This window comes from Streptomyces deccanensis, assembly GCF_022385335.1.
In the GTDB taxonomy this organism is placed as follows: Bacteria; Actinomycetota; Actinomycetes; order Streptomycetales; family Streptomycetaceae; genus Streptomyces; species Streptomyces deccanensis.
This window is the reverse complement of the sequence record NZ_CP092431.1, coordinates 1,008,515-1,024,269: the sequence shown is the minus strand read 5'-3', so window position 1 is coordinate 1,024,269 and position 15,755 is coordinate 1,008,515. Positions and strand designations below refer to the sequence as shown.

At 74.1% G+C, this 15,755-nt stretch carries 7 protein-coding genes; 4 read left to right on the top strand and 3 right to left on the bottom strand.

Annotated features, from left to right (window positions below; translation table 11 throughout):
• Positions 1 to 83 precede the first annotated feature (83 nt).
• The 3 genes from L3078_RS04730 to L3078_RS04720 all read right to left on the bottom strand — a co-directional run bounded on the left by L3078_RS04730 (position 84) and on the right by L3078_RS04720 (position 9,072).
• Positions 84 to 4,997, bottom strand: a complete 4,914-nt coding sequence (locus tag L3078_RS04730; RefSeq protein WP_239751030.1) for a DNA-binding protein — start codon at positions 4,995 to 4,997, stop codon at positions 84 to 86.
• On the bottom strand, positions 4,994 to 5,860 hold the full coding sequence (locus tag L3078_RS04725; protein ID WP_239751028.1) for a DUF4132 domain-containing protein: 867 nt from the start codon (positions 5,858 to 5,860) through the stop codon (positions 4,994 to 4,996). The genes L3078_RS04730 and L3078_RS04725 overlap by 4 nt, the downstream gene beginning before the upstream one ends.
• A 365-nt stretch (positions 5,861 to 6,225) precedes the next feature.
• On the bottom strand, positions 6,226 to 9,072 hold the full coding sequence (locus tag L3078_RS04720) for a M4 family metallopeptidase (protein WP_468164485.1): 2,847 nt from the start codon (positions 9,070 to 9,072) through the stop codon (positions 6,226 to 6,228).
• 527 nt (positions 9,073 to 9,599) lie between these two features.
• On the opposite strand from L3078_RS04720, the gene L3078_RS04715 reads away from it, so the two are divergent.
• The 4 genes from L3078_RS04715 to L3078_RS04700 all read left to right on the top strand — a co-directional run bounded on the left by L3078_RS04715 (position 9,600) and on the right by L3078_RS04700 (position 15,744).
• Positions 9,600 to 10,127: a hypothetical protein gene (locus L3078_RS04715; protein ID WP_239751005.1), complete on the top strand. Its 528-nt coding sequence runs from the start codon at positions 9,600 to 9,602 to the stop codon at positions 10,125 to 10,127.
• A gap of 409 nt (positions 10,128 to 10,536) precedes the next feature.
• The gene (locus L3078_RS04710) at positions 10,537 to 12,726 is read left to right on the top strand and encodes a hypothetical protein (protein WP_239751003.1); all 2,190 of its coding nucleotides are present in this window, start codon (positions 10,537 to 10,539) and stop codon (positions 12,724 to 12,726) included.
• 94 nt (positions 12,727 to 12,820) lie between these two features.
• On the top strand, positions 12,821 to 14,329 hold the full coding sequence (pelF, locus tag L3078_RS04705) for a GT4 family glycosyltransferase PelF (protein WP_239751001.1): 1,509 nt from the start codon (positions 12,821 to 12,823) through the stop codon (positions 14,327 to 14,329).
• Positions 14,326 to 15,744 carry a hypothetical protein gene (locus tag L3078_RS04700; RefSeq protein WP_239750998.1) on the top strand — a complete coding sequence of 473 codons (1,419 nt, stop codon included), beginning with the start codon at positions 14,326 to 14,328 and terminating at the stop codon, positions 15,742 to 15,744. Before pelF ends, L3078_RS04700 begins: the two co-directional genes overlap by 4 nt.
• Positions 15,745 to 15,755: the final 11 nt, after the last annotated feature.

Genomic DNA, 15,755 nt, shown 5'->3' with positions numbered 1-15,755 from the left:
TGTGTAAGGCGGTATGTCGGCAGGTGCGTGGAAGGGCCGAAGTCAGGACGGGGCGCCCGGTGGCCGGGCGCCCCCGATCCCGTTCAGCGGCGGCGGCCCCGCCGCACCTTCAGCTCCTCGAACCGGGGCGCGTCGCCGTCCTGGATCCGCTGCCAGGCCCTGCGGTACAGCTCGGCGGCCGGTTCCGACGGCACGATCACGCCGAACGTGGGGTGCTCGTCGTTCATCAGGCCGGCGAACAGCGGCAGCTTCCACCGCTCCAGCGGCAGCCGAGGTGCCTTCGGGTCGACCCAGGCGCCGGGCAGGAAGAGCGAACGCCCGGCCCTGGCGCGGCTGGCCTCCACCACCAGCTCGCCCCCGGCCAGTTCGGCACGGGCCGCCTTGAGCCGGGCCGGCTTCCACCCCGTCCAGCGGGCCGTCATGCGGTCCGTCGGGTCGGGCATGGCGAGCAGCATCAGATAGAGCGTGGCGGCGTCCTCGCCGATGCCGTACTCCTTCGCCACCTCGGTCACCAGCTCGGGCACCGAACGGCTGGGGTCCTGCGGCCACCAGGTGCCGTCCTTGCCGCGCTCGCCCGCCACCGGGTCGCCCGGGTCGGCCAGCAGCGCGGCGTACGGGGCGGAACGGGCCAGCCGCAGCGCCACCTCGGCGGCGTAGGGCCGCTGGTCGTCGATGCGCAGCGCCGGCAGGTACGGGTCCTCGCCGGCCTCGTCGAGCAGCGAGACCCTGATGCCCGGTGACGGCTGGTCGTCGTGCGTGGCCAGGATGACGGCGCCGTACCGCTCGAAGCCCTCGCCGACCTCGGTCGGGGTACCCGCGGTCTTGCGGAACTGCGGCAGGCCGATGTACCGGTTGAGGTCCAGGACGAGCCCGGGGTGCGCGAGCCGCTCGCGCACGGCGGTGAGCGCGGCGGGCAGCGCTGCCCGCAGCGGGTCGCCGGCGGGCAGCCGGTGGGCGAGCCAGGCGGCCAGGCCGACGGAGCCGACGAGGGTGTCCGCGGTGAACCCGACCGCGTCGTCGTCGACGGGACGGACCCGGTCGCCCTTGACCGCCCATTCCAGGTCCCGGGTGAGCCGGGGTTCACCGGCCGGGTGCAGCAGCGCGGGCAGGGCGGCGCGGAGCTCCCACGGGGAGTGCTTGACCGCGCGGGTCGCGTCGGCGAACAACTCCTCGGGGACGGCCGTCCGCCTGCCCACCTTGCTGTTCCAGACCTCGGCCGCGGCGGCCGCGTCGGGCCCGTCGGTCCACAGCCGGGCGGGGTCGGCGGGCAGCAGCGCGGCCACCACCTCGGCGCGGATCTCGCCGTCGACGCGGCGCAGTTCGTCCTTGGCGACGGCCGCGGGCCCCTGCTTCACACCGAGGGCGGTGCGTGCCTCCGTGGACAGGAACGCACGCTGGTAGACGTCGACCTGGGGCAGTCCGGCGACGATCAGCCGGGCCATCGTCTCGGTGACGCCGGTGCGGCGCGCGAACTCCTCGGCGGCCTCCGGGAACCAGGGGGCCGGGCCGCGCGCGTCCAGCTCCGCGAGGAACGCCGCGAGCCGGTCCGCGTGGTTTGCCCCGGGCACCGGGCAGGACTCGCGGAGCGTGTACGGCTCCGGTGTCTCGAAGCGTCCCGTCGGGTCGTGGAAGAACCCGGTGAAGACGGCGCCGTCGTCGTTCAGGGACAGGCGTCCCACGATCGCGAGGAAGGCGTCGTCGCCCAGCGGCAGCAGACCGTTCCACGAGCCGGAGCGCCACTCGCCCGACGCGGTGCGCAGCTGGGCGGCCGTCAGGCTCACGATCACCCCGCGCCACCGTTCGGCGTGGGCGCCGATCCCCAGGCCCAGCGTCTCGAACCGGTCGAGCAGGGCGCGCAGCGCCTCCCGGTGCTCCGGCGAGGTGGTGGCGGCCGTGGCGCGGAAGACGACGGCGGCGGTGCGGTCGGCCAGCGACCACAGGTCCGGCTGCCCGGTGGGCAGTTCGGTCCCGTCGAGGTGGAGGCGCACGTCCGCCGACCTCGCGGCGGTGGCGGCGGGGAGCAGCCCGGCGGCCCTGCTCAGCGTACGCAGCGAACGGAAGACGGTGTCGGCCTCCTCGTCGCGGTTCCACCAGTGGCTCGTCGGCTCGCCGAGGCCGCTCAGCGCGCCCTGGAGGACGGTGTCGGCGGGGCCGGCGGGCCCCTCCAGCTCGTCCACTCCCTCGTCGAGCGCCCGGGTGAGCCGGGCCGCGGCGGCGTCGAGGACGGCCTGCTGGTCGGCGGCGTGGCGGACGACTCCGGCGATGCCCGCGACGAGGGCGTCGTGCGTGACCGGCAGCAGCGCGCGGATCGCGTCGGGCAGCGCGTCCTTGTCCTCCTGGGCGGCGGCGGCCAGCAGGGCCGTCGACGTGGCCGCGTCGATGCGGCGCAGCGCGGCGGAGCCCTCCGGGTCGCGGGGTGTCATGCACTCCCAGAACTGCACCGGAGGCAGCAGGAGCGTGCCCTCGCCGTAGACGCCCGGCGTGCGGTCAGTCTTCGCGACGGAGGTGACGACGCCGTCGTGGTCGACGATCTCCAGCTGCCAGCCGTTGCGGACGACGGCCCGGGCCCGGTCGTCGCCCGGGAACACGACGAGCGCGGACGGCCGGCCCTTCCCCGCGGGCAGGGTGACGGTGTGCCCGGCCAGGTCCTGCGTGCGGTGGGCGCCGTCGGGCAGCCGGACCGTGCGGAGGCCGACCACGCCGTCCACGGGCGCGGAGGCCGGCGTGCGGCCGACGGTGGGGGAGGGGCCGAGCCAGCCGCTGTCGTAGGTGCTGCCCTCGGGGGCGTCGCGCAGCGCGTCGGCGAGGAAGGCGGGCATGCTCATGCGCCCGCGCCCGCCCGTCGCCGGGTCGTACTCGTAGAAGCCGTGCGTCTCCCGCTCGCCCTCCGCGTGCCAGACCCAGTACGAGGCGCCGTCGAACACCAGCCACCGCTCGTCGGGGATCGTGGTGTCGCCGGCGTGCAGTACGCCCGCGCCGGTGGTCCGGCCGCCGCCCGGCAGGGGCAGGGTGAGCTTCAGGTCGCCCTTGTACCAGTCCATCTCGGTGCCCCGGGTGCCGCCGGGGCCCTCCATGGGCTGGGGGCTGTCGGCCCGGGTGTGCCAGTAGCCGCGCAGGCCGTTGTCACGGGACCGCCAGTAGACGAGCAGTTCGCCGTCCACGTGGTGGAAGCCCGGGTCGCCCCACTTGTCGTCCGCGGGGATACGCAGGTCGTGGGTGAGGAGCGTGCCCTCCGCGCCGATCACCCGGGCCTGGGCGGCGCCCGCCACGACGAGGTGCGGCCAGGCGTCGGCGACGATGATGTCCTCGACGTCGTCCTTGGGGACGAGCGTGGCCGTCGCGTCCTCCCAGGCGGGCCAGCCCAGTTCGTCGAAGAGACCGGCGCGCAGCGTACGCGAGAGCACCGGTGCCAGCTCGGTGGAGACGGCGGCGCGCACCTCGTCCTCGGCGAGCGCCAGCGCCTCGGCGGGCAGCCACTTCAGCCGGGCCAGTGCCTCGGGCAGTTGGGGCAGACCCACGGCGGTGAACCGCCGGACGACCGAGCGCACCCACTCGGCCAGCAGGGGCCGACCGCCCGGCGACGCCGCCAGCACACGGATCGCGCGCCGCCCCGAATCGTCGTCGGCGAACCGGTCCGCGCCCCGCCGGAACGCGTCGTGGAAACGGGAGTCGGCGGCCAGCGACAGCAGCTCGCGGTGCCCTTCGCCCGGGGCCCACTGCTCCAGCGGCAGCGACGAATCCTTCGCCGGGGCGGCCACGGGCACGCCCAGGGACAGCAGCAGATCCATCAGGTCGATGTCGTGCGTGACCCGCAACTCCCGCCCTGTGGCGGTGAGTTCGGCCCGCAGCTGGTCCACGGTCCGCTCGACCAGCGGGTACAGCCGGGGCATCCGGGTGGAGCCGCGCCAGGACCGGGCCCGCTCCCGGTAGGCCAGGAACCGCTCCAGCCAGCCCGCCGTTCCGTCGTGCGGACGCTGCTCCTCGGGCAGGGAACCGTCCCACAGCCCGGCCGTGGCGCCGGAGGCCTCCAGGATGTCCAGCCACATCGCGGGCATGTCGTCGTCATAGGAGGAGGGGAACGTGTCCAGCAGGGTGCCCCGCACCTTCGGCTCCCGCGCGGCCAGCGCCACCAGCGCCGTCCGGTGCCCCTTCCACCAGCCCGCCGCCGCGCGCAGCGTCGACGGCAGGACCAGCAGCTCGGCCAGGTAGTCCTGTTCGGTCAGGTCCGCGTCCCGGCCGGCGGCCCGCGCCAGCCGGCGCAGGTCGTTCGCCATCTGCGCCGAAGGCGGCAGACCGCCCGCCGTGCGGCGCAGGCACAGCTTGGTGAAACGCCGCAGCGCCTCCTCGGCCGGGACCCGCGCGGCCAGCTCCTTCGCGTACGCCGACAGCACCTTCACCGGGAGCGCGCCGGCCAGCGCGAACTCCAGGAAGACGGCGTCGAGCCGCTCCTCCTCCACGACGAGCCCGTGCTCCGCCTCGGCCTTGCGGGCGCGGGTGAACAACTGGGCCGCGTACGTGGCGTTCTCCTCCGCGAGGAACACCCGGCCCGCCTGTTCGAAGAAGGTCGGCAGGAAGTGCGGCACCGACGCCGCCAGCCGCTCGCCCAGCTCCAGATAGGCGTCCATGGCCATCTTGGGCTTCGACTTCGCCTGCCGTGCGGCCCGCTCCAGGTCCGGCACGATGCCCAGCGCGTGGTGCCCGTCCGCCGGGTGGTGCACCAGCACCCACTCGGGGAAGCCCAGCGACTGCCGCAGCCCCAGCCCCACGACCGCCGGCTCCGCGTCCTGCTCCAGGCCCAGGAACCCGGCGGCCAGATCCTCCGCCGCGCCCAGCTCCCCGGCGACCAGCCGCACCACCACCCGGTCGTCCAGGCCCGGGTGACGGTACGTCCGCGCGGTCAGCGGCACCGCCCGCTCCCCGGCCTCCTCGGTGTCCGGCGGCAGCACCCCGCCCGCTGCCAGCACGTCCTCGTACGACACCCGCGTCCCCCCGCTCATGCGTCCTTGCCCTCCTCGATCACGCGCCCGGCGTACAGCGCCGCGGCCATCCGCATTCCCTCCGACCACGCCACCGGGCCCACCTCGCCGAGCGGCAGGGCACGGCCGTCCTGGTCCTGCCAGGTGAGACCGCCGGTCTCCACCTCGGAGTCCCAGTACGGCTCCCCGATCCACACGCAGGCCTCGACGGTGCGCCCGCCGTCCCGGACCCGGGCGGTGGCATAGCCGCCGGAGACGCGGTACCCCAGGGAGGTGGCGCGCGCGGCGAGGGCGAAGCGGGAGCGGTACTGCCCGCCGGTGAACTCCCGTACCTGCGTGGCCTTGGCGGCCAGGTCGTCCGGCCTTCGCCAGGTGGCCCGGTGTATCTGCTCGACGCGCTGGACGATGCCGAGCTCCGCCGCGAACTCCCGGATGTCGTCGAGGTCCGGCAGCAGCACCGGGTGCGGCAGGGTCACCGTGCGCGGGGAGAGGCGGACCGTCTCCCCGTCCAGGTTCACCACCCGCAGTTCGCCGGCGTCGGTGGCGCCCCGCAGGAAGCCGACCTCGTCCGGGTCGTCGCCGACCACCGCGAGGTCGCGCAGCGCGGCCTGCCACGCCTCGTCCGGCCACACCCGGGCCAGCAGACCGGTGGGTACGGGCAGTGACGACACCATCCAGGCGTCCACCTGTTCGACACATGCCGTCGCGTGCCGATCCAGCCATTCGGCGAACCGGCGCAGCCGGTCCACCTCGGGGTGGTCCTTCAGCGCCTTCGGCAGCGACTTCAACTGCCGTCCCGCCGCACGGCCCGAGGTGGCTCGTGCGGCCACCCGCCCCTCCACAAGAGCGACTTCGTACCCGTCGCCCGCCGACAGCCAACCCACGAACCCCAGCCCCTAGCGTCAATTGCACAGGAAGAAAGCACAGTTCAGCCGGGGAATCCCGGCCCAAGTGCGACCATGTGCGGAACGCTAGCGGCAGCCACTGACAATCGGTCCGGCGCCTCCCCGCGAAGCCCCCTCCGGCACGTCGGGGACCCCGACGGCGCGACGGGCACACGGGGCGACCCCTCCGGCGTCCGGCAAGCCAATCGAAGCGAACAGGGGCGACGCATCCGTAGACCTACGTAACCGGAGTACGTATTACCGGCCAGTCGCCGTAGGCGGCGCCGCGGCCGCGGCGCTCACCCTCCGCAGTGACACGTGCCCGCCCACCGGCCGGCCCGGCGCCGCCCCCGTTCGCCCCTGGGTCAGGGCATGGCCGCCCCGGCCGACGACAGCCCGGTCTCGCACCTGCCGGTCGGGCGGGCCCGTGTCACCACGCTGCTGACGCCGGTGGTGGCGTCGAGCCAGATCACCCGGGTGCCGGTGGCCGCGGCGGCGGACAGTTGCTCCCCGCGGTTGCAGGACACACGGACGCGCTGTCCCGCGTCGCCGGGGAACTGCCACAGTTTGGCGAGGGACTCGTTGCGGATCGCGGTGTCGCCCGTGCGGGCGGTCGCGGTGACCGTGTCCTCGGACGCCGTCACGTCGGAGACGTTGAGGGAGTTCGGGCCGCTCTCCGGGCTCAGGTCCACCACACCGGAACCGTCCAGGGCGGAGCGCCTCAGCAGTGTCCTGCCGTCGTTCCGGACCTCGTTGGCGAGCCAGTAGGCGTAACGGCCGTTCACGGCGGTCGGGCCGAGGCTCGTGGTCGCCTCCGACCCGTGCAGTAGCGTGTCCTCACCGGTCGCGACGTCGATGATCCGCGTCGAGTACGCGTACGACGCCCGCACGCGCCGGTAGTCCTGGTAGACGACCCGTCCGTCGCTCAGCGACGGGAACGACGCCCGGCGATACGTGCCGCCGCCGACGGAGACCTTGGCCGCCGGGTCCTTCAGGCTCAGATACGTCACGCCCCGGCGCCCGCCGTGGTTGTGGTGCTCGAAGGCCACCGTGTCGCCCTCGACGTCGATCGAGTGGCCGACGCCCCGGCCGGACCACAGCTTGCGGACGGGACCGCCCGCGATCGGCCGCGCGAGGACCTCCACGGGACCGGAACCGTACGCCGCCCACACCACCGTCTTCCCGTCGGTCGCCGGATCGACGTGGTAGCGGCCGTCGTTGGGGCTCATCAGCCGCAGCCGTCCGGAGCCGTCGGCGCGCCCGGCCCACACGGAGTACGCCTCGGTGCCCGCCTCGTTCGAGGAGGAGGCCACCCACCAGTCGCCGCCCGCGCCCAGGCGGGAGTCGGTGGTGTTGACGCGTTCCAGCAGCGGGTCGGAGTCGACGCCCAGGGCGAGTTCCCAGTTGGCGACGATGCCGTGGGCGTTGAACGCCCGCCGCACCGCGTTCAGTTCCTGCCCCTCCACCCCGAGGGCCCCGGCGGCGGCGACCACCGCGTCCCGGCCCTGGGTGAACCCGTCGAGGGGGGTGAGGTACTCGGTGAGCGCCTTGTACACGACGCGGTCGGTGAGCGTGGCGCCGAGATCCTCGCGGATGTCCCACAACGCCCCGGAGAAGATGGTGGAGTTGAGGTGGACGCCGCCGTTGTCCGTGCCGAACCCGACCCCGAGGAAGGACTTGGCCGTGGTCCGCCCGTCGTTCAGGTCGCGCAGGGCGCACTCGGACGGGGCCTTCGTACGGCACAGCCGCTCGCCCAGGAGTCCGGCGTCCGGGTCGTCCATGGAGACGCCGTACACGTCCGTCTCGATGGCGTTGCCGAAGTAGTCCGCGAACGCCTCGTTCAGGGCGCCCGACTGACCCGCGTAGACGAGGTCGGCGGAGTGGTCGACGACGCCGTGGGTCATCTCGTGCCCGACGACGTCCAGCCCGGCGGAGAGCGGGAGGTACTCGGCGTCGCCCGTGCCGTAGACCATCTTCGTGCCGTCCCAGAAGGCGTTGACGTACGGCTCCCCGTAGTCGGTCACGCCCACGAGGGAGTCGACCGACATGCCGCGCCCGTCGAGGCTGTTCCGGCCCTGCTTGCCCTTGAACCAGTCGAACACCTGCCCGGCGGCCCAGTGCGCGTCCACCGCGCCCGCCTCGGTCGCCTCCGCTCCGAAGTCCGGGCCGGGCGAGGCGAATTCCCCCATGTCCGCGGGCCATACGCCGGCCACGTCGGTGACCTGCCTGCCGCGCGCGTCCCAGGTCGACAGGACGGGACGCCCGGTCTCCTCGTCGACCCGCGACGTGTCGCGCAGGACATGCGCGCCGCGGATCTCGTCCAGGGTCACCTCCAGGCCCACGGTCCGGCCGCCCAGCGTGACGCCGGAGCCCGCGGCGGCGGCCCGCCCGGCCGTATCGACCCGCCCGGCCCCATCCACCCGCCCGGCCGCGTTCCCCTCGGCGGCCGCCCCGGGCGCGCCGAACGTCCTGATCCCGCTGTACTGCAGGACCGGATACCCGGCGTCGGCGTCGACGTAGACCTCCCGCAGCACCGGCTCACCGCCCGCCGGGCTCTCGCCCCGGACGGTGACGTGCCGGGTGAGGACTCCGGTGCCGGAGGGCAGGACGACCAGGCCGTTCGAGGTGCCGGTGAGCGGATGCCCGTCCTCCGCGCCGCCCTCCTCGCCACCGTCCCCGCCGTTCTCCTCGTACGCGGTGAAGTCCCGTTCCCGCAGCTCGGACAGGACGGCGTCGACAGCCCGTTCGACGGCGAGCGCGTCGTCCACCCCGGTGGCTGTGGTGTCGGCCCGCAGGCCCGTGAAGTACCTGCCGGACGTGCCGGTGACGACCCGTTCGCCGTCCCGCCGCTCCATGCGTACGACGTACTGGCCGCCCAGCACCGGCACGCCACGGTGCTCCTGCCGCAGCCGTACGATCTCGTGCCCGTCGCCCGTCGTGAGGGTGCCCGCCGGTTCCAGGTCGCGCCGCGGATCCGCGATCCGGTAGCGGTCCTCCTGTTCGGCGAGGTGGGCGCGGGCCGCGGCCACCGCGTCCGTGGCGTCCGGGGCAGGCTCCTCGAGGCCCTCCACCAGCGCCGGTGTCGCCGTCCGCTGCCCCGGTATCACCTCTCCCGGGCTCGGTGGCGGTGTCGCCGCCCCCGTCGCCGCGCCGGCGGGCACCGCCGACACGACGAGTGCGGCGACGCCGATCAGCGCCGCCGCACCCGACACGCCGTACCGACGCGCCCCCGATGTCCTCGACCGTCTCTCCGAACTCGCTCCGGACCGGCCCACAGTGCCCCCATTCGCCCCAGCATCGGAAACCGGCGGTGGTCGACCGCCGGGCACGGCCATGCAACAGGCGATGCTCCGACCCATCAACGGGACGGCGGTTCCCACGGACGACTTCCGGCCCCTGCCCGCAGGGGCGGCGCGCGGCCGGAGAACGGCCATGGGAACGGGGCCGGAAATCGGCGAATGGCCGAGATGCCGCGTACCGCGCGGCGGCGGGGGAGCGGCCCGCCAGGTGCGATACGCGCCAATGCCGTCCCGTACGCGTCACCGCCCGAACCGGCCGCACCGACCCCGCCCGCACCCCCAGTCACACCACGGTTACCATGCGCTGACGCGGGCCCCTGGGTGGCCGTCACGGATCCGCCGCATCGCCTTCACGCGGCGCGCACTTCCGGCCGGGTGGCGGTCGGACGCCGTCCGCCGGGGCAGACGGTGCGCCCGCCGGATGCCTAGCCTCCCGGCCCATGCGATCACCACTGATGAGACGCTTCGGCCTCGGCGCCGTACTGGCCCTCGTTCTCGCCGTGTTCGGCACCGCTCCCGGCGCGAGCGCGGCCGCCGCGGCACCCGCGGAGCTCACGTTCACCACCAGCAGTGCGACCACCACGCGCGGCGGCACGGTCGACCTGTCGATGACGATCACGAACAACCACACCTACGACGTCTGGTTCATCTACCAGACCATCGAGCCCACCTGGCTGACCAACCAGCGCCCCGACCTGAAGTACTCCTTCACCGGCTGCACCCTCGCCACGGCCGCCGGCGCCACCCCCTGCTCCGGGACCGGCCCCGCCAACCTCGGCACCAACTACGGCGCCACGATCCCGCCCGGCCAGAGCCGTACCGTCACGCTGACGCTCCAGGTCGCCGCCGACTCCGGCTGCAACGGCAACATCGGCTTCTACTCGTACTACTACGCCGAGTTCAGCGACAGCACCAACGTCAGCGGTGGTCCGGTGTTCACGCCCGAGACGCGGGTGCTCTGCGCCTGACGGTCCGGCGACGGGGTGGGCGGTCGTGACGGGAGTGACCTGAAATGATCTGCGATCAGGCTTCCGTCATGGTCTGAACCACTGGCGGACGATCCGGCGGGCCCGAACCGTCCGCCGACGCGCCCCGCGGGGCCCGGACCAGCGCGCCGGGCCCTCGCGGTCGTCCCCCGCCCGGTTCGGGTCGGATGAGAAAACGGCCAATTCGGTTCCAGGTTCGCCCAGTTGGACACCTGCGCTTTTCCGTCATGTTTCGCGGCATGACCACGAAAGCCACACACAGACACCACTATGTGACGCGACGGATGCGTCGACGACTGGGTTCTGGAGGGGGACACCGGCGTCACGCAAGGGGGTGCGTCCGCTCCAGGAGAGGCGTGCTCACCCCTGCCCGGGGAGGGGACTTCACCGCATGAAGCGGACCTTACGCACCACCGTGCTCACGGTGGGCGCGCTCATCGCCGCGCTCGGCCTGCCGGCCGGACCGGTCCACGCCGACGACACCACACCCCGCGTCGACCTGCGGGTCCTGGTGGTCAGCGACGGCGGCCCGTCCACCGACGCGATAGCCGCCGAACTCACCACCGCCGGCACGCCCTACACCGAGATCGACCTGACGAGCGCCGACCGGCCCGTGATCGACGCCGCCTTCCTCGCGGACACCGTCGACGGCCGGCCCCGCGCCAAGTACCAGGCGGTCGTGCTGCCCAACGACAACCCGTTCCCGGCCGGCTCCGCCGAGATGACGGCGCTCGCGGAGTACGAGCGGACGTACGGGATCCCCCAGGTCGACGCCTACACCTACGCGCGTCCAGAGGCAGGTCTGCAGTACCCGGTGTACGGCGGCTACTCCGGCGGCCTCGACGGCGCCGAGGCCCGGGTGACCGACGCCGGCAAGGCCGGCCCCTTCGGCTACCTCGACGGCGCCGTGCCCTTCGAGGACAACGACCCCGCCATCGGCGAGAGTTACGCCTACCTGTCCAGACCGGTGGCGGGCGCCGACTTCACCTCCTACGTCGACGCGGCGATCCCCGGCCAGTCCACCCGCGGCACCCTGGTCGGCGAGTACCGGCACGACGGACGGCGCGAGCTCGTCGTCACCTTCGTCTACAACCAGTACCAGCAGCAGTTCCGGCTGCTCGCCCGAGGCATCGTCGAGTGGATGACCGGCGGGGTGCACCTGGGCGCCTCACGGAACTACTTCGCCGTGCACGTCGACGACGTCTTCGCCGCCGACGACCGCTGGAACACCGCACTCAACTGCACCCCCGGCGACGTCGACTGCACCGACCCGAACGTCGAGCCCGACCCCATCCGCATGACCCCGGACGACGTCGACCACGCCACCGCCTGGCAGACGGCGAGGGGATTCACCCTCGACCTCGCCTACAACGGCGCCGGCAGCGTCGACCACCGCGAGGACAACAACGGCGACGACGCGCTCACCGACAAGTTCATCGCGGAGCGCGACCGGTTCCGCTGGATCAACCACACCTACTCGCACCCCTTCCTCGGCTGCGTCCAGGACACCAGCGTGGTCCCCTGGAAATGCGCGACCGAAGCCGACGGCTCCACCCGGTGGGTGAGCCGCGACGACATCTCCGACGAGATCGCCACCAACCGCGTCTGGGGCGAGAGGGCCGGACTCCCGCTGGAGAACGACGAGTTGGTCACCGGCGAGCACTCCGGCATGAAGGTGCTGCCGCAACAGCCCGAGGACAACCCCAACCTGGCGCTCGCCCTCGACGACAACGACATCGCCTGGCTCGGCTCCGACAACTCCCGCGAGCCCGCCCAGCGTCAGGTCGGCCCCGCCACCACCGTCCCCCGCTACCCGATGAACGTCTTCTACAACGCGGGCCGCGCCGCCGAACAGGTCGACGAGTACAACTGGATCTACACCGACCGCGCCCAGGGCGGCAGCGGCATCTGCGAGGACAACCCGGCCACCACCACCTGCCTCACGGCACCGCTGGACACGGCCACCGGCTACGAAGAGGTCATCGTGCCGCTGGAGAAGCGGATCGCCCTCGGCCACGTCCTCGCGAACGATCCGAAACCGCACTTCATCCACCAGTCGAACCTGGCCGAGGACCGCATCGCCTACCCGGTGCTCGACGGCGTCCTCGACGCCTACGCGGCCCTGTTCGCCGAGAACACGCCCGTGGTCAACCCGCGGATGAAGGACATCGGCGCCGAACTCCGGCGCAGGGCCGCCTGGCAGGCCGCCCTCCGGTCCGGCGAGGTCACCGCCCACCGCATCGGCGACACCGTCACCGTCGAGGCACCGGACGGCCTCGCGGTCACCGTCACCGCGCCCACCGGCACCACCCTCGCCGGCTCCGCCTTCGGCGACGCCTACGCCGGCGCGGTCTCCGGCTGGACCCCCTCCACGGGCGCCCCCCTCACCCTCGCCCTGCCCACGCCCGCCGCCCCCTCGGCCGTCGGCGCCACCGGGCCGGGCGACGCCACGGCCCCCGCGCCGGACACCCGCGTCCCCGCGGGCGTGAGCGACAGAGTGCCGTACACCGCGGACACCGACTCCGCGGGCACGGACACCGCGGACACCGACTCCGCAGGCACGGACACCGCGGACGACTGACCTGCGGCACCCGCCCATCGAGCCGTCCCGGCCGCGTCATCCGCGCGCCGGGACCGGCCGGAACCACCCCACACCACGGCCGTGGAGCACACCGATGCCCGATCCCCACGACGCGCGCCGACTCGGCGCGGCGCGCGTCACTCTCCTCACCGAAGGCACCTATCCCCACAGTCACGGCGGCGTCAGCGTCTGGTGCGACCAACTCGTCCAGGGCATGCCCGACCTCGACTTCGACGTCATCGCCGTCACCGGCACCGGACGCGAACCCCTCGTCTGGGACCTGCCCGCCCATGTCTCCCGTGTGCTGTCCGTCCCCATGTGGGGCGACCCGCCCGAGGGCCGCGCGCCCCGGGGCCGAGCCCGCCACCGACTCACCACCGCCTACGAACGGTTCCTCACCGCCCTGCTCGACCCGGGCGCCGAGGACGGCTTCGCCCCCGCCCTGTACGAGCTGGCCCGGGCCGCCGCGGACGGCACCCTCAGCCCCTTCCTGCGCTCGGACCGGGCGATCGCCCAGCTGGCCGCCGTCTGGAACCGCCCCGGCCTCGCCGTCCGCGAGGCCCGGCCCACCCTGCACGACGCGCTCACCGCGACCTCCCTGCTCGAACACGCCCTGCGCCCGCTCGCCGCACCGACGCCCGAGACCGGTGTCGCCCACGCGGTCAGCGGCGGCGTCGCCGTCCTCCCGGGCCTCGCCGCCCTCGAACGGCACGGCGTACCGCTGCTGTTGACCGAACACGGCGTCTATCTGCGCGAGCGCTACCTCGGCTACCGCACCGCCCCCTACCGCTGGCCGGTGAAGGCGGTCGTCCTCGGGTTCTTCCGCCTTCTCGCCGAGGAGACCTACCGCAGGGCCGCCCTGATCACCCCAGGCAACCGCTACAACCGGCTCTGGGAGGAGCAGGGCGGCGCCGACCCCGAGTCGATCCGTACGGTCTACAACGGCGTCGACCCCGCCGCGTTCCCGCCCGCCGGGCCCGAGCCGGAGACGCTCACCCTCAGCTGGGCGGGCCGCGTCGACCCCATCAAGGACCTGGAGACCCTCATCCGCGCCTTCGCGCTGGTCCGGGCCCGACTCCCGCACACACGGCTGCGGTTGTTCGGCGGCACGCCGCGCGGCGGCGAGGCCTACCGGGAACGCTGCGAGGCCCTCGCCGCCGAGCTGGGCCACGGCGACGCCGTCACCTTCGAAGGCCGGGTCGACGACATCAAGGACGCCTACGCGGCCGGCAACGTCGTGATGCTCTCCAGCATCAGCGAGGGCTTCCCGTTCACCCTCATCGAGGCCATGTCGTGCGGGCGGGCCACCGTCTCCACCGACGTGGGGGGCGTGCGCGAGGCCGTCGGCGACACCGGGCTCGTGGTGCCGCCGCGCGACCCGGAGGCGATGGCGCGGGCCGCGCTCGACCTGCTGGGCGACCCGGCACGCCGCAGGGCCATGGGGGAGGCGGCCCGGCTCCGGGTGATCGAACAGTTCACCCTCCGCCAGACCATCGACACCTTCCGCTCCATCTACCTCGAACTCCCCACCCGGGAAAGGCGGTCGACGACCGTCGAGGTCCCGGCGCGGACACCCGCCCCGGTCGGCACGGTGGCCGGATGAGCGGCCCCCTGTCACTCGAACCCGGCGGCGCCGAACAGGACACCCTCGCCATCCGGCTGGCCGACCGCCGCCGCCCGCGCCGCCGCCCCAGCTGGGCCGTCGGCGACGACACCACCCTCACCATCAGGCTCCCGCGCCGGGGCCCGGACGAGGAGGCCGTGAGCGAACTCGCCGCCGAACTCGCCGACCGCGTCGGCCCGGCCGTCCACCCCTACGAAGTGGCCGCCCTGCTGGAGGCGGAGGGCCTGTCCGCGACCCTCATCAAGGAACGCTACGGTCACCCCAACCTGTTCTCGCTGGCCTCGGCGCTGTACGCACAGGTGCCGAGGACGTTCCCCGAACCCGCGCGGGGCGCCGACCCCTGGCGCCCGGACACGGTGCGCTGCCTGCTGCGCGGCGTCCTCTTCGCCCTGCCCGGCCTCGCCTACCTCCTCACGGCCCCGCTGTGGAACCCCGGCGCCCACGCCCCCGCCCTCGTCGTCGCCGGACTCGTCTCCTGGGCCTGGGGCCAGGCCCTCGGCCACCGGGCCCACCTGCGGCTGGCGACCGGGCGGCACGAAGCGGGCCGTACGCTCCTGACCGGCGCCCCCGCCGGAGCGCTCGTCGCCACGGCGATCGCGGCACTGCCCGCGGGCGGCGGCCCGGTGACCCTGGTGGCGGCCGCCCAGTCCCTGTACCTGGGCGCGGCCGGCGTCCTGCTGGTCCTCGGCCGGGAGCGCCAACTCCTCGCCGCGCTCAGCCCGTTGGTCGTCGGCGCCGCCGTCCTGCCCTGGTGGGAACCGGGCCCCTGGCTCCGCGCCGGACTGCCCCTCCTCGCGCTGCTCGCCACCCTCGCCGTCACCGGCCGGAGCCTGCGGGACACCCTCGCCGCCCCGGCCGTCCCGGACGCCCGCCGACCCCGCCTGCTGTGGTCCCTGCCGTACGGCCTCTTCGGCCTGGCCGCCGGTGTGCTGGTGCTGCTGGAGGGCCGGCAGGAGCCGTACGCGGTGATCGTGCTGACGGTGAGCATGGGCCCGGCGGAATGGCTGCTCTACCGCTACCGGGGACTGTCCGTCGCCGCGCTGCGCGCCGTCGCCACCCCCGCCGGTTTCCTGCTGCGCTCGGCCGGGATCCTCGGCCTCTGCCTGCTCGCCTACCTGCTGCCGCTGCTGCCCGCGGCCCTGCTCACCGACGCCGCCCCCGCCCCACTGCTGCTGCTCGCCGCCGTCCTGTGGATCGCGCTGCTGCTGCAGGCCTTCGGAGCGGCCTGGCCGTCGGCCGCGATCTGCCTCGCGGCGGCCTGCGGCGCCGGGACGGTCACCCTGTTGCGCCTGCCACCGGGCGACCTGGCGCTGCCACTGTGCTGCGCCGCCGCCGCGCTCTGTCTGTCGGCGTGCGCGCTGCGGCTCCTCGGCCGGCCCGCCCCGCACGCCTGAGCCCGTGCCCA

Excerpts from the sequence above, each read along its gene's own strand:
- L3078_RS04730 (WP_239751030.1), bottom strand. The coding sequence starts at position 4,997 with ATGAGCGGGGGGACGCGGGTGTCGTACGAGGACGTGCTGGCAGCGGGC.
- L3078_RS04715 (WP_239751005.1), top strand. The coding sequence starts at position 9,600 with ATGCGATCACCACTGATGAGACGCTTCGGCCTCGGCGCCGTACTGGCC.
- L3078_RS04710 (WP_239751003.1), top strand. The coding sequence starts at position 10,537 with ATGAAGCGGACCTTACGCACCACCGTGCTCACGGTGGGCGCGCTCATC.
- pelF (WP_239751001.1), top strand. The coding sequence starts at position 12,821 with ATGCCCGATCCCCACGACGCGCGCCGACTCGGCGCGGCGCGCGTCACT.
- L3078_RS04700 (WP_239750998.1), top strand. The coding sequence starts at position 14,326 with ATGAGCGGCCCCCTGTCACTCGAACCCGGCGGCGCCGAACAGGACACC.